Annotated in this window: 20 protein-coding genes; 8 read left to right on the top strand and 12 right to left on the bottom strand. The window is 61.8% G+C overall.

Going from position 1 to position 24,175, the window contains the following annotated elements:
• The 3 genes from QM609_RS00370 to ggh all read right to left on the bottom strand — a co-directional run.
• On the bottom strand, positions 1-3,775 hold a 3,775-nt coding region (locus QM609_RS00370; RefSeq protein WP_283336851.1), incomplete at its 3' end, for a DUF7927 domain-containing protein.
• A gap of 979 nt (positions 3,776-4,754) precedes the next feature.
• Positions 4,755-5,450: a glycoside hydrolase family 25 protein gene (locus QM609_RS00365; protein ID WP_370334015.1), complete on the bottom strand. Its 696-nt coding sequence runs from the start codon at positions 5,448-5,450 to the stop codon at positions 4,755-4,757.
• Positions 5,451-5,557: 107 nt separating this feature from the next.
• Positions 5,558-6,895: a glucosylglycerate hydrolase gene (ggh, locus tag QM609_RS00360; RefSeq protein WP_019746148.1), complete on the bottom strand. Its 1,338-nt coding sequence runs from the start codon at positions 6,893-6,895 to the stop codon at positions 5,558-5,560.
• A 110-nt stretch (positions 6,896-7,005) separates the two neighbouring features.
• On the opposite strand from ggh, the gene QM609_RS00355 reads away from it, so the two are divergent.
• The 3 genes from QM609_RS00355 to QM609_RS00345 all read left to right on the top strand — a co-directional run bounded on the left by QM609_RS00355 (position 7,006) and on the right by QM609_RS00345 (position 10,169).
• Positions 7,006-7,704, top strand: coding sequence for a haloacid dehalogenase type II (locus QM609_RS00355; protein WP_007735269.1), 699 nt, complete (start codon positions 7,006-7,008; stop codon positions 7,702-7,704).
• Positions 7,705-7,776: 72 nt separating this feature from the next.
• Positions 7,777-8,688, top strand: a complete 912-nt coding sequence (locus tag QM609_RS00350; protein WP_047270088.1) for a cation efflux transmembrane domain-containing protein — start codon at positions 7,777-7,779, stop codon at positions 8,686-8,688.
• A 119-nt stretch (positions 8,689-8,807) separates the two neighbouring features.
• Positions 8,808-10,169, top strand: a complete 1,362-nt coding sequence (locus QM609_RS00345; RefSeq protein WP_149357883.1) for an HNH endonuclease signature motif containing protein — start codon at positions 8,808-8,810, stop codon at positions 10,167-10,169.
• A 49-nt stretch (positions 10,170-10,218) separates the two neighbouring features.
• Here QM609_RS00345 and QM609_RS00340 read toward each other — a convergent pair whose 3' ends face one another.
• Positions 10,219-11,220: a PHP domain-containing protein gene (locus QM609_RS00340; protein WP_003942580.1), complete on the bottom strand. Its 1,002-nt coding sequence runs from the start codon at positions 11,218-11,220 to the stop codon at positions 10,219-10,221.
• A 60-nt stretch (positions 11,221-11,280) separates the two neighbouring features.
• On the opposite strand from QM609_RS00340, the gene QM609_RS00335 reads away from it, so the two are divergent.
• Both QM609_RS00335 and QM609_RS00330 read left to right on the top strand, forming a co-directional pair.
• Positions 11,281-11,691 carry a TIGR03668 family PPOX class F420-dependent oxidoreductase gene (locus QM609_RS00335; RefSeq protein WP_371683560.1) on the top strand — a complete coding sequence of 137 codons (411 nt, stop codon included), beginning with the start codon at positions 11,281-11,283 and terminating at the stop codon, positions 11,689-11,691.
• Between the two features lie 144 nt (positions 11,692-11,835).
• A complete protein-coding gene (locus QM609_RS00330; protein WP_007729041.1) occupies positions 11,836-12,588 on the top strand; it encodes a cyclase family protein in 753 nt (250 codons plus the stop codon).
• Here the strand turns inward: QM609_RS00330 and QM609_RS00325 are convergent.
• The 4 genes from QM609_RS00325 to QM609_RS00310 all read right to left on the bottom strand — a co-directional run bounded on the left by QM609_RS00325 (position 12,577) and on the right by QM609_RS00310 (position 16,804).
• Positions 12,577-14,118, bottom strand: coding sequence for a GGDEF domain-containing protein (locus QM609_RS00325; protein ID WP_050655896.1), 1,542 nt, complete (start codon positions 14,116-14,118; stop codon positions 12,577-12,579). The genes QM609_RS00330 and QM609_RS00325 overlap by 12 nt on opposite strands.
• Before the next feature lie 119 nt (positions 14,119-14,237).
• The gene (locus tag QM609_RS00320; RefSeq protein ID WP_050655897.1) at positions 14,238-15,146 is read right to left on the bottom strand and encodes a metal ABC transporter permease; all 909 of its coding nucleotides are present in this window, start codon (positions 15,144-15,146) and stop codon (positions 14,238-14,240) included.
• Positions 15,147-15,149: 3 nt separating this feature from the next.
• Positions 15,150-15,881, bottom strand: coding sequence for a metal ABC transporter ATP-binding protein (locus QM609_RS00315; protein WP_050655898.1), 732 nt, complete (start codon positions 15,879-15,881; stop codon positions 15,150-15,152).
• Positions 15,878-16,804 (bottom strand): metal ABC transporter substrate-binding protein, encoded by a 927-nt coding sequence (locus QM609_RS00310; RefSeq protein ID WP_047272640.1) that lies wholly within the window; start codon positions 16,802-16,804, stop codon positions 15,878-15,880. Before QM609_RS00310 ends, QM609_RS00315 begins: the two co-directional genes overlap by 4 nt.
• A gap of 77 nt (positions 16,805-16,881) precedes the next feature.
• Here QM609_RS00310 and QM609_RS00305 point away from each other — a divergent pair, with 77 nt between their 5' ends.
• From QM609_RS00305 to QM609_RS00295, 3 genes are all read left to right on the top strand, one after another.
• Entirely contained in the window at positions 16,882-17,559 is a 678-nt protein-coding gene (locus QM609_RS00305) for an SDR family oxidoreductase (protein ID WP_050655899.1), read from the top strand.
• A 138-nt stretch (positions 17,560-17,697) separates the two neighbouring features.
• Positions 17,698-18,606, top strand: a complete 909-nt coding sequence (locus QM609_RS00300; protein WP_050655900.1) for a TIGR04222 domain-containing membrane protein — start codon at positions 17,698-17,700, stop codon at positions 18,604-18,606.
• The gene (locus QM609_RS00295; protein WP_047272643.1) at positions 18,603-19,511 is read left to right on the top strand and encodes a TIGR04222 domain-containing membrane protein; all 909 of its coding nucleotides are present in this window, start codon (positions 18,603-18,605) and stop codon (positions 19,509-19,511) included. The genes QM609_RS00300 and QM609_RS00295 overlap by 4 nt, the downstream gene beginning before the upstream one ends.
• On the opposite strand, the gene QM609_RS00290 is transcribed toward QM609_RS00295, so the two are convergent.
• From QM609_RS00290 to QM609_RS00275, 4 genes are read right to left on the bottom strand one after another with little or no spacing between them, the layout of a single operon-like run.
• The gene (locus QM609_RS00290; RefSeq protein ID WP_050655901.1) at positions 19,440-20,546 is read right to left on the bottom strand and encodes a Glu/Leu/Phe/Val dehydrogenase family protein; all 1,107 of its coding nucleotides are present in this window, start codon (positions 20,544-20,546) and stop codon (positions 19,440-19,442) included. The genes QM609_RS00295 and QM609_RS00290 overlap by 72 nt on opposite strands.
• A gap of 24 nt (positions 20,547-20,570) precedes the next feature.
• Complete coding sequence (gene lpdA / locus QM609_RS00285) at positions 20,571-21,950, bottom strand: dihydrolipoyl dehydrogenase (protein WP_283336848.1); 1,380 nt, start codon at positions 21,948-21,950, stop codon at positions 20,571-20,573.
• Positions 21,950-23,173, bottom strand: coding sequence for a dihydrolipoamide acetyltransferase family protein (locus QM609_RS00280; protein WP_050655910.1), 1,224 nt, complete (start codon positions 23,171-23,173; stop codon positions 21,950-21,952). Before QM609_RS00280 ends, lpdA begins: the two co-directional genes overlap by 1 nt.
• Complete coding sequence (locus tag QM609_RS00275; protein ID WP_050655903.1) at positions 23,170-24,174, bottom strand: alpha-ketoacid dehydrogenase subunit beta; 1,005 nt, start codon at positions 24,172-24,174, stop codon at positions 23,170-23,172. Before QM609_RS00275 ends, QM609_RS00280 begins: the two co-directional genes overlap by 4 nt.
• Position 24,175 lies beyond the last annotated feature (1 nt).

Below are 24,175 nucleotides of genomic sequence, written 5' to 3'. Positions count from 1 at the left end.
CAACATTCGAACCCGACACCGGATCAGAAGACTTCACCACAGCAATCTTCGGAGAGACCACCGGATGCGTCGTGCACAGCTGCGTCGCCGGATCACACACCTCCGGAGGATCAACCGGCGGAGTCGTACCCGGAACAACGAAGTTGTTCACGAACACCCCACCGACCACATCGGCATTGACCTTCACCGAATACGTCACCGACTTCGTTTCGCCGGCCGCCAAGGTTCCCGTCACCGAGAAACCATCACTGCCGACCATCGTCGCAACCAACGGAGCATCAGCAGCCAAACCACTCAATGCACCCTTGTCCACAACCTGACGCAAATCATCGAAGTACGCCACCTCACCCGCACCGTTACCGGTGTTCGAGAACGTGAGCGTGTACTTGATGTCCTGACCGGCAACAACATTCGAACCCGACACCGGATCAGAAGACTTCACCACAGCAATCTTCGGAGACACCACCGGATGCGTCGTGCACAGCTGCGTCGCCGGATCACACACCTCCGGAGGATCAACCGGCGGAGTCGTACCCGGAACAACGAAGTTGTTCACGAACACCCCACCGACCACATCGGCATTGACCTTCACCGAATACGTCACCGACTTCGTTTCGCCGGCCGCCAAGGTTCCCGTCACCGAGAAACCATCACTGCCGACCATCGTCGCAACCAACGGAGCATCAGCAGCCAAACCACTCAATGCACCCTTGTCCACAACCTGACGCAAATCATCGAAGTACGCCACCTCACCCGCACCGTTACCGGTGTTCGAGAACGAAAGCGTGTACTTGATGTCCTGACCGGCAACAACATTCGAACCCGACACCGGATCAGAAGACTTCACCACAGCAATCTTCGGAGACAGAACCGGATGCTCCGTCGTCACCGGCGGAGGAGTGATCTCCGGACCCGTCGGCGGCTTCGCAGTACCGGTGACCTTGTTGTTGATCAGAACCCCGCCGGCAACACCGGCATTGATCTTCACCTGATAGGTCAGAACAACCGACTTACCAGCTTCCAATCCACCGGTCCAGGTGAGCGTGGTGCCCGACAGGGTCGGAGCAGCACCGTCGACACCGTCAACAGTCGCCTTCAGCGAACCGTCCACCAACGTCGCGTTGTCGAGAACCTTCGATAAATCATCAGTCAACACAACAGGATTGAGCGTCGTCTTACCGGTGTTCGTACCGGTCACCGTATACGTGATCGTCTGACCAGCATTGACGCCGGTACCCGACGCAGGATCCGCAGTCTTCGCGACAGTGAAACCGGGAACCGAGTGATTCGTCTCAACCGGCGGCGGAGTGATATCCGGACCGGTCGGCGGCTTCGCAGTACCCGTGACCTTGTTGTTCAAGACCGTACCCGCAGCGACACCGTCGTTGACCTTCACCTCGTAGGTCAGGACAACCGACTTGCCGGCTTCGAGAACGCCAGTCCACGAGAGCGTCGTACCCGACAAAGTCGGAACAGCCACGGAAGCTCCGTCAATGGTCGCCTTCAGCGAACCAGGAACGACAGCAGCATTATTGAGGACCGCACCCAGATCGTCATTGATCTGTACCGGATCAAGCTTCGTCTTGCCGGTGTTGGTGCCGGTGACGGTGTACTTGATCGACTCGCCGGCCTGAACCGTCGAACCGGAGATCGGATCGGCAGTCTTCGCCAGCGTAAAGCCTGGAACCGAGTGATTCGTTTCCACCGGAGGAGGAGTGATGTCCGGACCGGTCGGCGGCTTCGCAGTACCGGTGACTTTGTTGTTCAGAACCGTTCCCGCGGCAACGCCGGCATTGACCTTCACCTGGTATGTCAGAACAACAGACTTACCGGCCGGGAGATTCGCGGACCACGACAAAGTGCTGCCCGAAAGAGTCGGAGCAGCAACAGGAGCACCGTCGATGGTCGCCTTCAGCGAGCCCGGAACGACAGCAGCATTGTTGAGAACCGCACTCAGATCATCGGTGATCGTCGCGGGAGTCAGGGCCGTCCTGCCGGTGTTGGCACCGGTGACGGTGTACGTAATGGTGTCGCCGGCCTGAACCGTCGAACCGGAAACCGGATCAGCCGTCTTGGTCAGCGTGAAACCAGGCATGGGATGCGTCGTGCAGAGATTGGTTGCAGGATCACATGTTGTGGGGGGAGTTGTAGTCCCCGGAACCAGATAGTTGTTCAGAACTTTGTTGCCGCCGTCTTTGACAGTGACGGTGTATGTGACTGTCCCCTTGCCGCCGGCCGGCAAGGTGCCGCCGACCTTGATCTTGTCGGCGCCGTTCAATGCGGCGGTGAGTCCGCCGGTTGCAGCACCGACCGCAACTGTTCCGTCATCAATGACGTCGGCGAGGTAGTCCGTGTAGTCGATCGTTGCCGGCGCAGTGCCCGGATTCTCGAAATTCAGAGTGTAGGTGATTGATTGGCCGATATTGACCGTCTCACCGGTAGGTGGTGACGACGACTTCTTCACGAGAACCGGGGTGTTCTTGACCTTGCAATACACGTTGTCACCCGGTGTAAGTGCTGCCTGCGCAACGTCACCGACCCTGAGGGCCTGGGTCACGCCGTTTACCTGGCAATCCCACGATGTCGCATAGTTCGCGGTCTTGGTCGCCGAGGTAGTTGGCTTCTCCCAGAACGTGACAGGGGTGGGCGTGGTATCTGCGAGGAGCGTCCGCCAGCCAGTCGATGCCGTCGTATCAGTCGCACCGGTCGTGGTGCTCTTGATCTCGGTTGCTGCAGCGGCGCCTGCATCAGCGTGGTGTCCGGTGCTCATGCCGATAGTGAAATCGTCACCGGGGGTGACGCGCGTGAGGTCCTTGTCGATCTTGACCTTCGACAGCAGCACACCGAACGCCAGGCCCTGACGCGAGGTCGCCTGAACGGTATTTCCGAAAGTGGCTGCGAAACTTGTCGGAGCAGTCGATGCAACGACCAGCGTTCCGGGCGTGCGCCCCTGTCCATTGACGTTGTTCCACGAATCGCATCGGACGGTATTGGCTGGCATACCCGTCAGCCCACCGTCACAGGCCCGAATTCCGGGGTAGGCAGGATCACTGTCGTCACCGACGGTACGTGCGATCTGCCGTAGAGGCTTGTCCGAATTGAAAGTGAGGAATTCACGGTCGTTCGTAGTATTGATATTCGCGTCTGTCGACTCGGCGTCGGCTGCTACAAGCCCGTAGTTGTTGACGGCGCCATTCGGCCCCGTCATCACGATGTTCTTCAGCGAGACTGTTCCACCGGACTGACCAGCGGTGGCTGAGGTTTGGTAGATCGCCGGCTTGATCGTCGTCGGCACACCCGTGTACGCGGAAGTTCCCAACGCTGCATAGTGCAACGTGGGAAATGCCTTCGTTTCGATCCCCTGGTGTGTCTTTCCCGCTACCGAGTCGGTGAGGAAAGCCTTGAAGTTGATCTTGTAACCGTCGGTGAGCTGGATTTCCATCGACTGCCCTGCCGCAGAAGCAGCCGTTGCCGCATCGAGCGTCGACATATCGATCCAGCAGATGTTCTGCGAGAACGGACCGGTGCCGGGGGCGCTGAATGCGCAGCCTTTTGCAAGCTGTTCATCCGGAAGAACAGCGGCGCGAGCCGGCGCCTGAGCCTGAACGGGGCCGCCGAGCGTCGCGGCCGGCTGCGCTGACGCAACCACTGCCGTCGCGCCGGAGATACCGAGAATCATCGCGATGGCGGTCCATACCACCGTCCACGCTCGCACCCAGGGCGGGAGCCCTGCGGTGAATATGGCCGACCTTGTCGGCGGTATGTCGTTAGGCATTTCTTACTCCCCAGGATGTGCCTGATCGATGTTCGATGGACGGAGATGCGAGAGCGCTGGCGCGAACTCCCGGTTGATCGGTTGGTTCGGGTCGATGCGCCTGTTTTCGGCTGATCGACCTCACACCGGACGCTGTTGCCGGTCCTGTCATTCGAGCTCCTCTTCGGAAACACCTGCGTGTTGGAAGAGCCGCCCTGAACAGGACCTTGGCCCTCGAAATCCGCGCAAATCGAGAGCAACCTTCCAGTTATCAGGAACAAGATAACAGATAACCGGGAGCTTGCCCATCGAAAGTCGGACAAAGCAGACCGATCGACGTTTTTGTTCGTAGATCGGACAAGCTTCGAGGAGCAGTGTTGTCCGAGCGGACAATTCAGCCCTCGGAGTGCGGCACCGCGGCGAACGCGATGACATTCAACGTTTCCGCTGACCAGATCGGGTGACGACCAACCTCGAGGAAGATATGGAATCTGGACAAATGCCCAATATGGATAAGGCCTGTTGGATGCGCCACAGACCCTCGAACGACGTTCGGAAACCCCGTCCTGCATGGAGTCCGATCACGCGTGCGAGCCCGTCGAAATTGATCGAATTGATCCAGACCACACTCAGCGACGGCTGCCGGTAACGAAGCATCCCGAGGCTCCGATAATTGGATTGCGAGGCACCAACTTCGCCCGAAACCGGGCGGCCGCCTTCGATTCAAACCCAACTTCAAGTCCGTTTTGTAGCTTTTCAGGCAGAGCAGTTCTGCTCATTTTCTGCCATAGCTATTTTCTGATCCTGCTCAGCTAGTCGAAAGTTCAGCGACCGTGGCTACCGCCCGGCAGAATTCTCGTAACTGACGAGCAACAACCGGACTAACCAGCCAAGCGTCACAAGAGTGCCAAAAAGGGCCCTTCCGCGTGCCTCGAGGCAAATGCATCGAGGGCGAAAGGGCCCGAACCGGGCACCACGGAGCCAAGGGCCCCGCCGCAAACTAGCTGCTGCCGAACCCCACACTGTTGGCGTAGCGATCGAAATCGCCCTGGGCTCCGCTGTAGACGTTGATATCAGTGTTTCCGGTGATTCCGGGGATTCGTCCGGTGCTGGTGTACTGCCAGAAAGTCCAGTTGGACCAACCGCCGGGTAGCGGCCCCGGTGCGTTCTGCCCGTTGTAATCGGCGATCCACAGCGGGTAGTGGTTGAACTCGGTGGTGTTGGCCATCTGAGTACGCCAGAAGTTGGGATACGTGTAAATGATGGGCTGCCGCCCGGTAAGTGCCTGGACTGTATTCAAGTAGCGATGAGTCCAGTCGATGACCTGCCCGGCGGGCAGTCCCTTCGCGTCCTCGAGATCCAGAACGGGCGGGAGGTCACCAGGTCCGTTGATACCCAGGACGATCGCCGAATAGAAGGCGGCCTGGGCTTCGGGGGACTGGCGAACGTCTGCGTAGTGGTAGGCCCCGCGCGAGACGCCGGCAGCACGCATGACCAGGCAATCCTGGATGAAGTACGGATTGACGTAGTTGAGCGACTCGGTGGCCTTGACCATCGCGAACTCGTGCCCTGACGCCTTGACCTGGAACCAGTCGATTCCGGTTCCGTCCACGTGTTGCCACGAAGAGACGTCCGGGCCACGGGGAGCGTCGGCAGCGGCGAGGCCAGGTGCCGTGATCGCGATGGCAGCTGCCATCGCGATCGGGGTGAGCTTGCCCAGTGTCCTGACGATCCGTCGCTCGACCATTTCCCGAGACTAAGGTCGACTAGTCCGTTTTGTCCCCTAATTCAGGGAATGTTCACTCAACCGAGCCAATCGAGAACAGCCGCAGCGGTCCACGACTGTTGCATACTGCCCAGCGGCTCACCGGTGAAAGGCTCGTAGTATTCGGCAAAACTGCCATCGCTGGCCTGCCGCAACCCCTCCGAACGCAAGACGTGCGATCTCTCGGCCCACCCCCGACGCGCGAACGCCCACGAGAACAACCACGTGATCACCGGCCACACCGGGCCACGCCAATACTCCCGCGGGCGGAAATCGCCGGAAACCGGAGACGTCGACGGTGGGACAGCAAACCGCATGTCCGGGTGACCACAGAATTTGGGCCCCTCGAAAGTGCGCAACAGAGCGCGCTCGGCATCGCGGCTCAGGCCGCCGCACAGCAACGGCGCAAACATCGCGATGGTCTCGGTATGAACCCATCGCCCGGTGCGAAGATCGAAATCCTTTGCTGCACCTGATCGTTCATCGGTGGTGGCAATCACGCCCTGCCGGAATCGATCTGCCCACCCGCGTAGATCACGGACGTCGGAGTTCGGCCGGGAATGCTCCTCGCCGATCGTCGCCAGGACGTCGCACGCCATCGAGAAGACCGCGCTGACAAACACGTCCTCGACGGCAAAACTCATGGCTGTGGCAAGCTGCGAGTCCTCGTACCGCACGGCCTTCATCTCTTCGAGAAGCCAAAGGTAGCGGTCGTATTCGTGATCCGTGGGCCGCTGAGACAGGTCCGTCACCACTGCGAGATCAGCACGCTGATACGCAGGAACTTGTCCCGCAACAACATTCGCGTACGCCAGATCCCACCGCGGAGAGTTGTCCATCCCAGATTCCCACCCGTGATAGAGCGCGATACGGCCGTTGCCGTCGAGATCGCGGGCCTCCGCCAACCACCGGTGCCACCGAACCAGATCGCTCCAGCGCCGGTCGAGGAACTCTTCCGCGACCGCACGCGTCGTACGTCCGTGCCGACGCGAATGATCGAGAATCCGCTGCACCGCGATCGCGTGAACGGGGGGTTGGGTGATTCCCGATGTAGCGGTACCCAAAGGAGCATGCGCTGCCAACGCATTGACATCCCACCGCGTCGGGCCGGGGAAGTAGCCGTCGACACCGTTCGCGAACACGATGTGCGGAATCATTCCGTTCTTCCACTGAGCCGAGAGCAAGGTATCGAGCTCTACTACCGCCCGTTCGACGCTGAGCGGCGCCAGACCTACCGCCACGAACGCGGCGTCCCAGCTCCACATGTGGGGATACAGCTTCGGGGCAGCGCTGGTCATCGTGCCCAGGTCGTTTCCGCGCAGCAAGTAGGCAGCTCGGGCGGCGAGCTGAGTCGGGGTAAATCCGCGGTCGGCCATAGATGTCTATTTTGCGACGCGTCGAGCCTTTGCGCTCACCGAGCACGAATCCGGCGCTGCAGCCGCAATAATGAAGGAAGTCCGTCAGGTGATCTCGGAGTGGAGGCCTAGTGCGCGAGAAGATCAAAGCACTGCTGTTCGACGTCCAGGGCACAGCGACCGATTTTCACAGCACACTGTGCCGAGAGGCCCGTCGAATCACCGACGCCGACGTGGACTGGCCAAGATTCGTCAATCTCTGGCGCGCTGAGTACTTCGCGAACACCTCCGAGGCCGACGATTCCACAGGCGAATGGGTGACAGTACATTCGGTGTACCGCGAGGCTCTGCGCAAGCTGTTGGCCCGCGAGAGCATCGAACTTTCCGATGCCGAACAGGAAGAACTCACCACCGCCTGGAAATTCCTGGACCCGTGGCCCGACACTGTCGCCGGCCTGACAACCCTGCGCCAGCAGTACACAATCGCTGCCTTGTCCAACGCCGACGTGAATGCCGCAGTCAGCATCTCCCGGCACGGAAATCTGCCATGGCATGCCGTCTTCACTGCCGAAATGGCCGGCGTCTTCAAACCAGATCCGAAGATCTACCACCTGGCTGCTCGATATCTCGGGTACGACCCGGCCGAGATCATGATGGTTGCCAGTCACAAATATGACATCCGGGCGGCCAAAGCTCTCGGATTCCGCACAGCCTTCATAGCTCGACCACTCGAATTCGGAGCCAGGGGCAATCCCGATGTGTCCTTCTCCGACGAGTTCGACATCAACGCCGAGGACTTTCTCGATCTGGCAGCGCAATTGGTCCACTGATCCCGTGCCTGCGCGTCGTTGCTGGTATTCCTACGTGAAGGAATATCGAAACGGACAGGCGGTTTGGAATTCATGGGCACCAAGGAAGACAGCGCTACCCGCGAACGCAAGGCCCTGCGGTACTCGCTCGTGGTCGCAACGGCGTTGGCTGTGCTCGCCGCATTCTGGGGCTGGATCTCGCAGTCCCAGGTGATCCTGCTCGACGGTGTGTACGCCCTCATCGGAATGGTGTTGACGGCGATCTCACTGCGGGTCTCGCGGATAGCCGACTCGGGCCCCACCGCACGCTTCCCGTTCGGAAAGGAGGCATTGATCCCGGTCGTCATCGCTGTCCAGGGCATGGCACTACTGGCGACGCTCGCCTACGCCGCAGTCGAGGCAGTTCGTGTCATCCTCGCGGGCGGAGTCGACGTCACCGCGGGGTCTCTGGTGGCATACGGCGCTGTCAGCGCAGTGGTGTCGATCATCATCTGGCGCTACGTCGGACAAGTCGACCGCACATCTGATCTGCTCGTCGCCGAAGCCAGGCAATGGGGAGCGTCGGCTGCCTTCAGCGCGCTGGTCGCAGTCGGTGCTGTCGTCGCAATGATCCTGGGCCGCACCGATTTCTCCGACGCCGACCGATATGTCGACTCCGTCTTGGTCCTCCTCGGCTGCGCGATGCTGGTCCCGCAACCGTACGCACTTCTGCGAACCGCACTGATCGAACTCCTCGAAGGTGCTCCCGGCGAAAACGTTCAGGCCCGCGTGCACGATGCCATCGCCGTCGTCCGCGACGAATTCGGTTTGGACGAACCGACTCTCACCATGAGCAAGGTGGGTCGCAAGCTGTATGTCGAAGCGACGTTCATGGTCGCGCCACACAGCTGGGACATCGACGGTGAAGACGCAGTACGACGCTCGTTCGCCACCAGCCTCGCCGATCTCCCCTACGAACCGTGGCTGAACATCGAACTGACTACAGATCCGGCGCTGATGCTCTAGCGACGGAATCTGCTCTCGAACAACAGAATCACGACGGCCGGGCCCACCTCACCTTCTCGAAAAAGCCCTTGACTCGAAAGTATGTTCGAGTATGATGGGAGGTGGAACGGGGGGTTCTCATGACGATCAACATCACCGAAGATGCTGTCACCGACGTGGTCAACAACTCCGCCGTGGGTGTGCGCGGACGATTGTGGCGGCTTCACCCCAGCGACGTCCGCGAGATCGCCATCACCGCGTCAGCGGAAATCCTTCGCCTGGAAGCCATTCGAGTCGCCGCTGTCGACACCCTGACGTTGAACCCGGACGAACAAGTACTCTGCTACCGCGGCACCGGACAATGGCTCGCGAACCACACCATGCTGCAGATCTCCACCGGCAGAAGAATCGCAGCCCTGGGAAAAGCGCTACGGTCGTTTCCCGAGATCGAAGACCAATTCGATGCCGGTGACCTCACTTTCGAGCACGCAGCACTGATCGTGGCGTTCTGCGAATCCCCACCCAAGGCAATGCCCGACGCCGCACTACCGTACTGCCGCGACACACTCCTCGCCGCAGCATCCGGAACCGAAGCAACCACCGTCAAACTGCGCTACGCCATCAGCGTCCTCGAGCACATGTTCGAATCCGACGACCCACCACCAAGCGAAGACACCGACCGCAACGAACTGCGCATCTCCCCCACCCTCAACGGAAGAGTCGCCGTCCGAGGCGATTTCGACGGAATGACCGGCGAAATGCTTCTCTCCGCCCTCTCCAACCTCTCCATGCCCACCCCCGCCGAAGACGGCACACCCGACAAACGACCCGCCGCCACACGCAACGCAGACGCCATGGCAGAACTCATCCGGCGCTACCTCGACAACGCTGCCACCGGCATCGACGGCGGCCAACGCCCACACCTGAACGTGCACATCAACGCCAAAGACCTGGCCTACCACCGTGAATGCGCCACAACGAGTGATGGCTCAACACCTGCCCCGTCCGAGGACGACGATCCCGGCATGCTCGATCTCGACTTTCACGATCTCGACAAACAAGATCTCGATGTCGGCCACATGCCCTGGATGGGACCACTGAGCGTCGGCCGCACCCGTATGATCGCCTGCGACTGCATGCTCTCCAGCGTCCTCCTCGACGAAAACGGTGCCCCACTCGACGTCACCCCACTCAAAAGGCTTGTCACCGCAGCACAACGCACCGCCCTGATCGCCCGCGACAAAGGCTGCGCCTTCCCCGGCTGCGACTGCGTCCCCGCCTGGACCGACGCCCACCACATCAAACACTGGGCCAAAGGAGGACCAACCGTCATGGACAACCTGGTCCTACTCTGCCGAACCCACCACACCCTGATGCACCGAAAACCCGGATTCACCGGACAATGGGAAATCCGAATGGGCACCGATCACCTGCCCTGGTTCATCCCACCACCGGGCATCGACCCCGACCGGAAACCCCTCCGCTCCACCACACGACTCTGAACCCGGAGGTCACCGAGCACACGCCTCGGTGACCCATTCCGGCGTGCTCTCAATTGCCTGCCCACTCCAAAAGATCTTCGGCGGTCCAAGTATTGATCACCCGATCGGCTTCGACGCCGCACTTTTCGGCCCGGTCACAGCCGTAGCCCTGCCAAGCCAGCTGACCGGGGGCATGGGCGTCAGTGTCGATGGAGAAAAGACAATCGAGATCGCGGGCCAACTCGATCAAACGCGAAGGCGGGTCACGACGCTCCGGTCGGGAATTGATCTCAACGGCTGTGCCTGATTCGCGGCAGGCCTCGAACACTTTCTCCGCGTCGAACTGCGACTCGGGCCGGGTTCCGCGAGCACCCTCGACAAGACGCCCGGTGCAGTGTCCGAGAATATCGACACGCGGGTTTCGCACTGCAGCAAGCATTCTGCGGGTCATCGCCTCACGTTCGGACCGCAGCTTGGAGTGGACGCTCGCCACCACGATGTCGAGTTCGTCGAGCAGATCGGGATCCTGGTCGAGTGAACCGTCCTCGAGGATGTCCACCTCGATTCCCGTGAGGATGCGGAAGGGAGCCAGTTCGGCATTCAACCCGGCTATCACGTCGAGTTGAGACCGTAGGCGCTCCGCGGACAGCCCGTTGGCAACTGTGAGGCGAGGCGAATGGTCGGTGAGGGCGCAGTAGTCATGGCCGAGTGCTGCTGCGCGTCGCATCATCTCTTCGATGGGGCTTCCACCATCGGACCAGTCGGAGTGGGTGTGGAGGTCGCCGCGGAGGGCTTGTCGCAATGGGCTGTCGCCGATGGGCTCAGCCTGCCCCCGCAGTTCCTCGAGATACTCGGGGATGCCGTCGTACGACTGAGCGATAATCGTGGCAGTCTTCGGCCCGATGCCGGTGAGGGCCTTCCAACTGTCGGCTTTCCGGCGAGACTCCTTCTGCTCGTCGGACAATCCTGAAAAGACCTCCGCAGCTCGGCGATAGGCCTTGACGCGGTGCGTTTCAGCGCGTGATCGTTCGAGCCAGTAGGCGATCTCCCGAAGCGCTTCATCCGGTTCCATGAGACCACTGTTCCGTCAGCAGCGGCTCGCGGCAACCCTTGATCCCCTTACGCTGTGAATATGGACGACCCGAGAGCACGATTTGAAGCCGCGCGGGTGGCTCACCTGGCAACGGCAGATGCGGCCGGCGTTCCGCACATCGTGCCGCTGGTATTCGTCTTGGTCGGCGCCACCGTCTATTCCTGTGTCGACCACAAACCGAAAACCACGACCGCTCTTCGCAGGCTCCGGAACATCACCGAGACGGGGCGCGCAAGCCTGCTGGTCGATCATTACGACGACGACTGGTCCGCGCTCTGGTGGGTCCGCGTCGACGGACATGCGGAGGTTCTCGACCCCGGCACCAAGGAGTCCGAGAGCGCGATCAATGCTTTGGCCGCAAAGTATCCGCAGTACGTAGATCACCGACCGCACGGACAGGTCATAGCTGTCCGCGATGTGGAGTGGTCGTCATGGTCCGCAGCAGCCTAAGGTTCTGTCCTAGTGTTCAAGGAACGAAAGTGATTGCAACACTCTCAATTCGGACAAATTGGTGGGGGATCGATGAAACGACGGCAGTTACTTCAGCGCGCAGCCACAGGTCTGGCGCTGGTAGCGGGACCTCAGGTGATCGACATGGGTAGCAGTTCCGGAAGCAGTCAAGACGCAACAAGCCCGTTGAACGAACAGTTGTCGGTTGTTTCGCTCTCACACGTGAACGACCCGGCGACGACACCGGTTTTTCCAGGCGACCCCGAGTTCACTCTCGACACAGCGGCCACCATCGCAGACGACGGCTACTACCTCCAGTACGTCAAGGAAGGTGAGCACACGGGCACGCATTGGGGCGCACCCGCACACTTCCAGGAAGGCGGCCTCACAGCCGACCAACTCGATCCGGCGGACCTCTTCCTCCCCGCAGTGAAGATCGACATCCGGGACAAGGCTGCCGCCGATTCGGACTATGCGCTCACGGTCGCGGACCTGCAGGAATGGGAAACGCGCAACGGCAAGATCCCCGATGGAGCGGCCGTAGTTCTCTGGACCGGATGGGAATCGCGCTGGGGTAGCGAAGAATATGCCAACTCCGATGCCGAGGGCGTCACCCACCAGCCCGGCTTCTCGGTGGACGCGGCGCGGTGGCTGATAGACACCGGCCGTTTGGGCACCCGCGGAGCATTGGGAACCGACACGTTCGGTCCCGACCTCGGAAACGACGAAACCTACCCCGTCTCGACAATCCTGTACGACAAGCATCGAATCAGCCTGGAGAACTTGAACAATCTTGCCGCCCTGCCAACCACCGGGGCTAGCATCCTTGTCGGTGGTGCGATCAACAAGGCCGGATCGGGTTCACCGGCAACGATTTTCGCACTACTACGGCGATAACCATTTGCGACGGTCGCCGTAGACAACGACCGCTCCCTTCCCACTTCTCTTCGCCTCGTACATCGCCGCATCGGCTCGGCGGAGAAGAGCGTGTGCACTCAGCGGCTCGTCGGCTAACTCGAACTGCGCGACACCAACGCTCGCACCCACCGACACCGATGTGTCTGCAGTCTGATCGGACCTGAGCGCGTCGACGATCCGGCGAGCCACGACGACGGCGTCGTCGATCGTGCCCTGCAGGAGCACTGTGAACTCGTCGCCACCGAATCGGGCGACAAACGCACCCTCGGGAACCGCTTCGCGCAGACGTGCTGTGAGAGCAACCAGTAACCGGTCGCCGGCCGGGTGCCCGTATCGATCGTTGATCTGTTTGAAGTCGTCCAGATCGACAAGCATCAGCACCCAATCGGAGTTCGTCTGGCGATAGTCGTCGATGGCGCTCGCAAAGTGTTCGTCGAACGCGGCCCGGTTTGCAAGCTCGGTGAGTGGGTCGTGATGTGCTCGGTACCTCAGCTCGTCCTGGGCAGCGGAGATCTGTTGGAGGAGCGCGTCGTTCTCGAGGAGCGTGAGTATTTGGCGCACCAGCGCGAGAACCAACACGCCGACGCCGAGTATCACGACCACGGCATCGAGGTTGCCGACGATCAGCGCCTGAACAGTCACGATCGTCGCGATCACCGCGATCAACAGATACGGCAGCAGCAACTGAGTCCGATCGCTTCGCCACTGCTGTGGCGCGTTGCGGTTCCGAGGCTCGGTTCGCTTCGTCAGCGCCGCCAAGGCGATCAACGGCGGCCCCGCGATGAACCCGGCATCGGCGATGGTCGGCATACTCTCGGCGCCGATCGCCACCAAGTACGCGTACAGGCTGTCCGATAGGGAGAGCATCACCAACCCGCACCCGAGGAACGTCAGCGGTTCACGGATCTCTGCTACGGCCTTCGGTCCGATGACCATCAGCAAGACCATGGCGATCAGAACGAAGTCGGTGATCGGATACATCACCGCGACAAGAAACCCGAGAGATCCCGTCGGACCGGTATGAACGACGGCGCCCAGGGCGGTCGTCCACGTGAGGATGAACAATCCACCGACAACGACAAGACCGTCGAGCGTCAGCACGAGCCAGAGATGGATCGGACCGATCGCCTCACGCCGGGGCGACTGACGCACCAACGACAGAAGCGCCGGCACGGCGAACACCGGGAACATGAAGAAACCGATGTCCGCGATCGACGGCGACGGAAGTGGAACGTGGAGAACCGAGCGGTAGAACGCCCAGAAGAACATCCCGAGAGTCCAGCCGGCCATACCCAGAGCCATCAGAGTTCGCCAACGCCGCTCGACGCCGTGATAGCGCCGCGATGTCCACCAACAGACCGCAGTTGCGGTGGCTCCGCCGACGAGCTGGGCGATATCGTCCACCAGAACCGAAGTTCGTGGGCTGAGCAGCCCGGATCCGGCGAGAGCGATGACCGCGACAACGACGCCGAGAACCAGCCACGTGCGTCGCGCTCGGAACTGCGTCATCGAAGAACCCATCGGTGTTCAAGGCGTCACCACCGATCGTCTTGCAGCCGGCATCGTTGCGGCCGGAATGTTGTGGTGACGAATGCCCGTACGAACCTACCCGATTTGGTAGCGGATTGTTAACTGGACGAACGATCAGGAAGGCTCGTACGCCCCGCGGCGCTGTATTCCGCTCGGGTCCTACGCCGCTGCGAAGTCCATTTCGCGATCACCCCTTGCGACGGGCTGAACAGGTACACCAGAGCGAACACGATGCCCTGCGTCATCACAACCATGCCCCCGGAAGCTGTGTCGAGGTAGTAGCTGACGTAGATACCGGCAATCGCGCAGACTGCGGAAACGACGGGAGCTATCACCAGCATCCGCGAGAACTTGTCAGTGAGAAGGTAGGCCGTCGCGCCGGGGATGATCAGCATCGCCACCACCAGCACGACGCCGACGGCTTGCAACGCCACAACGGACGTGAGCGCGAGGACGCCGAGTAGCAGCGCACCCAGGCGCTTGGGCGAAAGACCTATCGCGTTCGCATGGATCGGGTCGAAGGCGAACAACGTCAGATCACGACGCTTGATCAACAGAATGCTCAACGCCAACGCGCCGAGTATCGCGACCTGCAGAAGATCGGACGAGCTCACCCCCAGCAGGTTGCCGAAAATGATGTGGTTGAGATCGGTCTGGCTGGGGGTCACCGAGATGAGAACCAAACCGAACGCAAAGAGAGTCGTGAAGACGATACCGATCGCGGCGTCTTCCTTGACGCGGCTGGTGTTACGGATCAGTCCGATCAGGGCTACGGCGATCAACCCGAAGATCAAGGCCCCGATCGCAAATGGTGCGCCGACGACGTAAGCGAGGACAACACCCGGCAGCACGGCGTGCGAGACGGCGTCGCCCATCAACGACCACCCGATGAGCACCAACCAACAACTGAGCACCGCGCAGACAACCGCTGCCACAACCGCAACGGCCAACGCGCGCACCATGAATCCGTACTGGAGAGGATCAAGTAGGAGTTCTACGAGGTTCATCGATCAGGTCCTGTCCATCACGTCGAGACCGAAAGCCAGGGCGAGGTTTTCCGGTTGCAGCACGGTGTCCGGGTCGGAATGCACCAGGACCTTGCGCATGAGCAGTACCGCCTCGTCGCAGAGTTTCGGCACAGCGTGGAGATCGTGGGTCGAGACCAAGATCGACCGGCCGTCGGAAGCCAACTCTCGTAGCAGCGTAGAAATCGTTGCCTCGGAACGCTTGTCGACGCCCGCAAACGGCTCGTCCAGCAGCAGTATCGACGCGTCCTGAGCGATGCCGCGTGCGACGAACGCGCGCTTCTTCTGACCACCCGAGAGCTGACCGATCTGACGATCCGCAAATTCGGTGAGTTCCACCCGCTCGAGGGCCTCTGCCACCGCCTCGCGATCTGCACGCCGCGGACGTCGCAAGAATCCGAGGTGGCCGTACCTGCCCATCATCACGATGTCACGGACGCTGATCGGGAAGGTCCAGTCGACGTCTTCACTCTGCGGCACGTATCCGACGCGGCCGCTCTTGCGCGCAGTGGCTGCGTCGAGACCGGCGATTCTGACAGAACCGTTGTCCGGCTTGATCATCCCCATGATCACTTTGAACAGAGTCGACTTTCCTGAACCGTTCATGCCGATCAGTCCGCAGACGCTACCCGAGTTCAACGTCAGATCGACGTGGTCCAGTGCGTGGACCTCGCCGTAGTGAACGCTGACGTTTTCGACGCGAATGGCTTCGTTCATGATTTACCGCCGGTCAGACCGCCGAGGATGACGTCGGTGTCGTGGCGAATCATGTCCAGATAGGTGGGCACGGGACCGTCGGCTTCGGACAGCGAATCGACGTACAGCGTTCCGCCGAACTTCGCGCCGGTCGCCCCGACAACCTGCTGCATGGGGGCATCCGAGACCGTCGACTCGCAGAAGACGGCGGGAACGGAATTGGCTCGGACGAAGTCGATCGCGGCGATGATCTGCTGCGGCGTCGCCTGCTGCTCGGCATTGACCGGCCAGATGTACGCCTCGCTGAGTCCCGCGTCCCTGGCCAGATAGGAGAACGCACCCTCGCAACTGACGAGTGCACGCTGACCTGCGGGCAATGCCGCCAGCCCACTGACCAGGCCGTCCTGAACTGCTTGCAGTTCCGCCTTGTACTTCGCGCCGTTCTCCGCAAATGCCGAGGCGTTGTCCGGGTCGAGGTCGCTGAAAGCAGTCACCATGTTGTCGACGTAGATCTGCGTATTCAACGGAGACATCCATGCATGCGGATTGGGCTTGCCCGCATACGCGTCGCCGGCGATCGGAATGCCTTCGACGCCGTCGCTGACCACGACGTGTGGCACGTCCAGTCCGTTGACGAATTTCGCGAACCACGCCTCGAGGTTCATGCCGTTGTCGAGGATCAGATCGGCTTCGCTCGCCCGCCGAATGTCTCCGGGCGTCGGCTCGTAGCCGTGAATTTCGGCCCCCGCCTTGGTGATCGACTCGACGCGAAGATGATCGCCGGCAACGTTCTGGGCGATGTCCGACAGCACGGTGAACGTGGTGAGCACCACCGGGCGGTCGTCGTCGGAGCCAGAACTCACCGCAGAACAGCTGGACAGAAGCAGGGCGGCGAGGGCGGCAATTCCCAGGCGGCGGAAGTTCTTCGCGTCGCGTGTCGTCATGGTCGAACTCTAATATGTGGGTAAACAAATACACAAGTTCGTCTGGCCGAACAATCCTCACTCGATAGGCTCGCACCATGCGTCCTACTGCCTTGATCACCGGTTCCAGTCGCGGCCTCGGAGCTGCCATCGCACGCGAACTGGCGCCGACACACGACCTGCTGCTCGGTGCACGATCCGCGCAGGCCCTCGAGCCGATCTGCGCCGAACTGCCCGGATCGACGCCTCTACCCCTCGACCTCACGGACTACGACGCCGTCGCCGCCGCCGCCTCGTCCATCACGACGCTCGACGTGCTGGTACACAACGCCGGCGTGGCCGACATCGGAACCATCGAGGAATCCTCGGTCGATCAGTGGCGACACACCCTCGAGGCAAACGTCATCGCCGTCGCCGAACTCACGCGTGTCCTCCTTCCTGCCCTCAGGGCAGCCGGTGGCCACGTCGTACTGATCAATTCGGGTGCCGGACTGCGCGCCAACGCCGGCTGGGGCTCGTATGCGGCCAGCAAGTTCGCCCTGCGCGCTTTCGGAGATGCGTTGCGCCTGGAAGAGCCGGCACTGCGGGTCACCTCCATTCACCCCGGACGGATCGACACCGACATGCAGCGCGACATCGTCGCCGGTGAGGGCGACGAGTACGACCCGGAGCGCTTCCTGAAAGCCTCCACTGTGGCGCGTGCCGTACTCACTGCCGTCGAAACACCGTCCGACGCACACCCCACGGAGATCGTGCTTCGACCTACCGGCCGGTAAATCCCCAGTTCGGCGGTAACGGAATGGTGACGATGGCCATCCGGATATCGCTTTTCCGGGCACTGGCCCGATACTGACATCAGTTGTCGGACAAAGAGACTGGACTTGTCTCAGGAGTTCATCGAGAGGTGGTGTGCGATGCATGATCATACGGATACATGGGGGATCCCCAGCCAGACTTTCCTTCAGTGGTACCTGGTGGCGGCTGCCGTCGCGATCGGACTCTCGCTGTACAGCCGAATGACTGCGCGCCGGTCACCGGTGGTCGTCGACGCTGTCCGTCGGCCGCTCACTCCTCCCGAGATCGGTGCCTTGACCAGTGACTACCAAGCGGTGCTGGCGTCGATGGCTATTCTGCGCAGCGCCGAGCTGATCAGCACCGAAGGCAAGACCAAGCTGGCACTCACTGCGGAGGACAAGAATCGTCTCGACTGGTTCACCCGTACGGTGCACAAGCGGCTCGGCAACGGAAAGGTCCCGCTGCGGCAGGTGCGTCTGATGGGACGGCTGAACGTCGCACTCGCACAACTACGTACGACGTTGATCGACGAGGGATATTTGCAACGCCAGCAGGACGGTCTGACCGCTGCCCTTCGGACCGTTCCGATCGTGGCGGTCATTGCTATCGGCGTAGTCCGTCTCGTCGCCGGAATCGCCGGCGGTAAGCCGGTCGGGTTCCTGCTCCTCACCATCATCGTTCTCGCTCTGATGATTCCACTTCTTCGCATCAAGCGTCGTCGGACAGCTTTGGGAGACAGCGAGCTTCGACGCCTCAAGCACGAAAACTCGTACCTCTCACCGAAACTGCGGCCCGCGTACACGAGCTACGGTCCCTCGCTCGCCGGGCTGTCGGCGGCGCTCTTCGGTGCGGGCGCTCTGGTTCTGATCGATCCGGCGCTGGCGGGAGCGGTAGCTGCGGGCGCCGCGTACAGCCCGGGTGGCGGAAGTTCGAGCTACTACAGTTGTGGCTCCTCATCCGGATCATCCGGCTCGGACGGCGGTGGCGGCAGTGGGAGCAGTTGCGGCGGCGGGGGGTGTGGGGGATGAGCACGCATGCAGCCGACACCTGGGGGATCCCCAGCGAGGATTTCCTCTACGGCTACATAGCCGTTTCGGCCACGCTCATGGTTCTCACTCTGGGGTGGCGTCTGATGATCCGGGCACGCCGGCACGGGTACTCAACCGAGCACGGGTATTCCGCCGAGCAACTGACGCCTCCGGAAGTCGGAATGCTCACCGGCGAGTCACGCGCCATCGCAGCATCATTGGCAATCCTGCGTAGCGCTGACCTGATCACCACCGACGGCGCTGTCCTGCGCCCGTTGGGCCCTGGCGACGAGACCCTGGACTGGTACACCCTCACCGTGTACCAGCGCCTGGCCCAGCAGGCTCTACCCCATCGTCGGCGCCAACTCGCCGAGCGTATGACGGTGGAAACAGCTCGCCTACGAAACTCTTTGGCGGACCGGGGATACCTGACCTCCGACAGCGCCAGGCGTTCAATCTTTCTCTCCACAGTTCCGCTGAAGATCCTGGTGGCCGTGGGTATCGTCCGCATTACTTTCGGACTGCACAACGACAAGCCCGTCGAGTTTCTGATTCTCGCCGTACTCGTCACCGGGTTCAGCATCCCGCTGCTCGGGCTCAACTTCGATCGAACCACCTCTGGCAAGGCGGCACGTTCGGAACTGACCACGGCACACGCCTACCTGTCCCCGCGCAACAAGCCTGCCTTCTCCGCCTACGGACCACGTTTGGCGGGAATGTCCGCCGCTCTCTTCGCCGGTTCGGCGATGCTGATGATCAATCCCGCCTTGGCCTCCGCCGCCGGAATCGGTGCCGACGGCAGCGGAAGTAGCGGGGGTTCGGACGGTGGCGGTTCAGGCGGGGGAGGCAGCAGCTGCAGCGGGGGCGGCGGATGTGGCGGCGGCGGCGGTGGATGCGGGGGATAGCCGCGCCCGGGCGAGCAAAAGCGCTGCGGCCTCGGTAGTGATGCCACGTTCCTCGCTCAACGAGTACACCTCGTCCAAGGTTCGACCGATGCCTCGGGTTCGTTCGACGACGTCGTCTTCGTTCCACCCCAGGACTTCTCGCCCCACGAGGTGAAAGGCTCCGCCTGCGTTCGCGACGAAATCAGGGGCACAGAGAACCCCGCGGTCTCGCAGAACCTCACCGGCAGCGGCATCGGTCAAGATGTTGTTTGCTGCGCCCGCCACGGCCAGAGTCGGAATCGACGCAGCCGCAGCGAAATCGATGATGCCTCCCATCGCGCAGGGGGCAAAGAGGTCACACGGTGTTCGGAGGACCTCGCCGGCAGGAACGACCGTGTGCCCCGCGAGAGAAGCCGCCTCGAGGCGCTGCGGGTCCGTATCGGCAACCAGCAGACGTGCGCCAGCCTGCGCTGCGAGACGGACGACGTCGCCGCCGACGGCGCCGAGCCCCTGTACCAGTACCGTTCGGCCGTCGAGTGTTCCGAGTCCTCGGCGACGCGCCGTGGCCTTCATCGCTTCGAACACACCCAGAGCGGTGGCGTGCGCGCTGGAACCGGCGCCACCGTTGTCAACCGAACGCCCGAAGACGTATCTGGTGGTGCGACTGAGCTGATCCATGTCGGAAGAGTTGGTGTTGACGTCGGGACCGGTCCAGTAGTTTCCTTCGAGCTTGTCGATGTTCTCGGCGTGGATGCCGAGGATACGAGACCAGGTTGCGGCGTCGATCTGATTGCGCGGTGCTGGCAGTGCGATCACCGACTTCCCGCCACCCATCGGCAGGTCGGAGACAGCCATCTTCAAAGTCATTGCACCGGCGAGCTTCCCGGCGTCCGCGAGAGCGTGGCCGATCGAGGGATAGTGAGCGGCCCGCGTGCCACCCGACGCCGGTCCCAGACGGGTGGAGTCGATTCGAATCACGAAAGTCGTGCCGGTCTCCCGATCATGGCGAGTGACGGTCAGTTCACCGTCCCAGCGCAGTTCGTCGTCGATACTCATTGAATCTCCTTTTCTGTCTTCGGGTCAGTTGTGGGCGTGCAGTGGTGTTCCCGCGAGTGCGAGCATGGCCTCGCCCAACGCTTCGTTCTGACTGGGGTGCGCGTGGATGAAACGCCCCACTTCATCGGGAAGTGCTTCCCAGGCAACGGCCAACTGCGCCTCACCGATCAGTTCGCCGACGCGGTCTCCCACCAGGTGAACTCCGACAACAGGGCCTTTCGTTCCGCTTCGAATCACTTTGATTCCACCGGTAGTTCGCAGGATCTGACTCTTGCCGTTACCTGCCAGGTCGTAGATGACGGTGGAGACGTCGGCGTACTGCGTGCGCGCCACCTCTTCGCCGAGCCCGACCGATGCAACTTCGGGATGTGAGTACGTCACGCGAGGAATCAGGTGTTCGGCGACCGGTATCGGATCCTTGCCGGCAATCTGTTCAGCCACAAAGATTCCTTGTTGGAAACCTCGGTGCGCCAACGCAAGACCGGGCACGATGTCGCCGACCGCGTACACACCGTCCACGGACGTACGGAGGCGTTCGTCGGTGACGACAAGTCCCTTGTCGAGGCTGATTCCGTTTTCTGCGAAACCGTTACCGTCCGTGCGAGGTCCGCGGCCGACGGCGACCAACAGTAGGTCGGTGTCGAGTATCGTTCCGTCGCTTAGTTCGATGCGGACGGAACCGGCTGCTTCTTTCGCGGAATCGACCTTTGTGTCTGTCTTACAGACGATTCCACGTTTCCGGTATGCCCGCTCCAGCTGCTTCGACGACCACGGATCCTCGGCGGCGATCAGTCGGGGGAGTGCCTCGACGATCGTTACTTCGGCGCCGAACGAGCGCCAGAGGCTTGCGAACTCGACGCCGATGACACCGCCACCGAGTACCGTTGCGCTGGTGGGCACCCGGTCGAGTTCGAGTGCCTGGTCGCTGGTGACGATCCGTCGGCCGAGTTCGATGCCGGGGAGTTCCCGCGGATACGAGCCGGTGGCCAGAACGAGTGATGTTCCGGTGTAGCGGGTTCCGTCGACGTCGATGCTTCGCCCACCGACATACGTCCCGTATCCGTTGACGATGGTGATCTTGTGTTGCGCCAACAAGCCTTGCAGACCGCTGTACAGCCGCTCGACTGTCCCGTTCTTGTAGTCGTGCACCTGCGCGACGTCGATGCCGGCAAAAGATGCCCGGACACCGAATTGCTCACTGGTGCGTGCCGAATCGGCCACCTCGGCGGAATGCAGCAGTGCCTTGGTCGGGATGCATCCGCGGTGCAGGCACGTTCCGCCGACCTTGTCCGCCTCGATCAGCGTGACCGACAACCCGAGTTGGGCGGCGCGGATCGCGCAGGCATAGCCACCCGATCCTCCACCGAGGATCACGACGTCGCTGTGGGGTTCTGCAGTTGTCATCAGAGCCTTCCCAGGACGCGGATCGGGTTCTCGATGTAGTCACCGAACAGCCTCAGGAATCCGCCGGCTTCGCCCCCGTCACAGACGCGGTGGTCGAAGCTCAACGAGATCTGAGTGACCTTACGAACGGTCAACTCGCCGTTCACGACCCACGGCTTGTCGATGATGCGTCCGATCCCCAGAATTGCCGCCTCGGGGTGATTGATGATCGGAGTCGATCCGTCGACCCCGAATACCCCGTAGTTGTTGAGCGTGAACGTGCCGCCGGTCAGGCGGGCGGGTTCGAGTTTGCCGTCGCGCGCAAGGTCGGTGGTCACCCGAAGTGCTTGTGCGAGTTCGACGGTGCTCAGGGCGTCCGCATTTCGAATGACCGGTACCATCAATCCCTTCGGTGTCTGCGCGGCGATCCCCAGGTGGGTGCGGGCGTGTCGGACGATCTCGCCTCGAGCAGTATCGACCGACGAGTTCAGTTCGGGGTACTGCGCCAACGCCGCGATGGTCAGCCGAGCCAGGAGCGCCATCAGGCTGATCTTGTCGGAATCGGGCAGTGACTTGTTGATCTCGGCTCGCGCCGCCAAGAGTTCGGTGGCGTCGACGTCAACCCAGGTTGTTGCGTCCGGGATCTCACGGCGGCTGGTGGACAGCTTGTCGGCAACCACCTTGCGTAGTCCCTTGATCGGGATCCGCTGGTCGGCCGCGTGTGACGTTTCCAATTCCGTGCCGGTGTTCGACCCGGCCTCGACGTCGGCGCGCGTGATGACTCCGCCGGCGCCCGAACCGGAAATCGTGGTTAGGTCGATACTGTTGTCAGAGGCCAGTTTACGAACGATCGGCGAGATCACGCGTACCGACGGAGCCGCTCTGCGGCGGCGCAGAGGTGCATCCTCGCTGGTGCCGTAGCCGATCAGGACGTTGCCCGAACCGGCGCGTTCCTCTTCGCGGTAGCGCTCGTGGTTGGCCGAAACGACCGCGTCGACACTCTCGCCACCACTCACAGTGATCAGCGGTGTGCCCACCTTCAGGGTGTCTCCGTCTTTGCCGTGTAGTTCGATCACGGTCCCGGCGAACGGGATGGGCACATCCACAGCAGCTTTCGCAGTTTCCACCTCGACGACGATCTGATCGATGGTGACCACGTCGCCGACCTTGACGTGCCACTCCGCGATGTCGGCCTCGGCCAGACCTTCACCCAGATCGGGGAGCATGAATACCTGATTGCTCATGCCGTCACCGCCCAACGGGTGTCCGGGGCGTCGTTCCACTGCAGACGGTCGACGGCGTCCAGGACCCGGTCGACGCTGGGCAGGTGGTGACGCTCGAGCTTGGGAGCGGGGTAGGGGATGTCGAAGCCGCTGACCCGGAGCACCGGGGCATGGAGATGGTGGAAACACCGTTCCTGCACGCGGGCAGCAATTTCTGCACCCACACCGGCAAAACCCTGCGCTTCCTGGATGACGATGCAGCGTCCGGTCTTTCGCACCGATGCGGTGACCGTCTCGTCGTCGAACGGCACTATCGAGCGGATGTCGATCACCTCGATGTCCCGGCCCTCGGCTGCAGCGGCCTCGGCGGACCTCAGTGCAACATCCACGGACGGACCGTAGGCGATGAGCGTCGCGTCACGACCGGGGCGACGGACGACGGCGCGACCGATCGGCTCACATGCGGTCAGTTCGACATCTGCTCGCGCGAAGTACAGCTTCTTGGGCTCGAGGAAGATCACGGGGTCGAGGTCCTCGATTGCCGAACGTAGCAGCGAGTACGCATCTTCCACCGTGGACGGCGCCACAACCTTCAGTCCGGGTGTGTGCGCGTAGTAGCCCTCACTGGAATCACAGTGATGCTCCACCCCGCCGATACCGCCGGCAAAAGGAACACGAATGACTATCGGAATCGACAGCGCGCCCTTGGTGCGGTTGCGGATCTTCGCCACATGGGAGGCGATCTGTTCGAACGCCGGATAGGCAAACGCGTCGAACTGCATTTCCACGACCGGACGAAAACCGGCCATGGCCATGCCGATTGCGAATCCGATGATGCCGGACTCGGCGAGGGGAGTGTCGAAGCATCGGTCGTCGCCGAAGTCGCGGGTGAGGCCGTCGGTGACGCGGAAAACGCCGCCCAGGGTGCCGACGTCCTCACCGAAGACGACAACGTTGTCGTCCGCAGCCAGAGAGTCGCGTAGCGCGGTGTTGAGGGCCTGAGCCATCGTGAGCATGGGCATG

The sequence above is a fragment of the Rhodococcus sp. IEGM 1302 genome (genome assembly GCF_030056935.1).
Classification (GTDB): domain Bacteria; phylum Actinomycetota; class Actinomycetes; order Mycobacteriales; family Mycobacteriaceae; genus Rhodococcus_F; species Rhodococcus_F qingshengii.
This window is presented reverse-complemented; position numbering and strand designations above follow the sequence as displayed.

Bases quoted from the DNA above. Each gene is read 5' to 3' on its own strand.
- QM609_RS00345 (WP_149357883.1), top strand. From the start codon at position 8,808: ATGACGATCAACATCACCGAAGATGCTGTCACCGACGTGGTCAACAAC.
- QM609_RS00275 (WP_050655903.1), bottom strand. From the start codon at position 24,174: ATGCCCATGCTCACGATGGCTCAGGCCCTCAACACCGCGCTACGCGAC.
- QM609_RS00310 (WP_047272640.1), bottom strand. From the start codon at position 16,804: ATGACGACACGCGACGCGAAGAACTTCCGCCGCCTGGGAATTGCCGCC.
- QM609_RS00290 (WP_050655901.1), bottom strand. From the start codon at position 20,546: ATGAGTATCGACGACGAACTGCGCTGGGACGGTGAACTGACCGTCACT.
- QM609_RS00300 (WP_050655900.1), top strand. From the start codon at position 17,698: ATGCATGATCATACGGATACATGGGGGATCCCCAGCCAGACTTTCCTT.
- ggh (WP_019746148.1), bottom strand. From the start codon at position 6,895: ATGGCCGACCGCGGATTTACCCCGACTCAGCTCGCCGCCCGAGCTGCC.
- QM609_RS00350 (WP_047270088.1), top strand. From the start codon at position 7,777: ATGGGCACCAAGGAAGACAGCGCTACCCGCGAACGCAAGGCCCTGCGG.
- QM609_RS00335 (WP_371683560.1), top strand. From the start codon at position 11,281: ATGGACGACCCGAGAGCACGATTTGAAGCCGCGCGGGTGGCTCACCTG.
- lpdA (WP_283336848.1), bottom strand. From the start codon at position 21,950: ATGACAACTGCAGAACCCCACAGCGACGTCGTGATCCTCGGTGGAGGA.
- QM609_RS00320 (WP_050655897.1), bottom strand. From the start codon at position 15,146: ATGAACCTCGTAGAACTCCTACTTGATCCTCTCCAGTACGGATTCATG.
- QM609_RS00330 (WP_007729041.1), top strand. From the start codon at position 11,836: ATGGGTAGCAGTTCCGGAAGCAGTCAAGACGCAACAAGCCCGTTGAAC.
- QM609_RS00325 (WP_050655896.1), bottom strand. From the start codon at position 14,118: ATGACGCAGTTCCGAGCGCGACGCACGTGGCTGGTTCTCGGCGTCGTT.
- QM609_RS00315 (WP_050655898.1), bottom strand. From the start codon at position 15,881: ATGAACGAAGCCATTCGCGTCGAAAACGTCAGCGTTCACTACGGCGAG.
- QM609_RS00365 (WP_370334015.1), bottom strand. From the start codon at position 5,450: ATGGCAGCTGCCATCGCGATCACGGCACCTGGCCTCGCCGCTGCCGAC.
- QM609_RS00280 (WP_050655910.1), bottom strand. From the start codon at position 23,173: ATGAGCAATCAGGTATTCATGCTCCCCGATCTGGGTGAAGGTCTGGCC.
- QM609_RS00340 (WP_003942580.1), bottom strand. From the start codon at position 11,220: ATGGAACCGGATGAAGCGCTTCGGGAGATCGCCTACTGGCTCGAACGA.
- QM609_RS00295 (WP_047272643.1), top strand. From the start codon at position 18,603: ATGAGCACGCATGCAGCCGACACCTGGGGGATCCCCAGCGAGGATTTC.
- QM609_RS00305 (WP_050655899.1), top strand. From the start codon at position 16,882: ATGCGTCCTACTGCCTTGATCACCGGTTCCAGTCGCGGCCTCGGAGCT.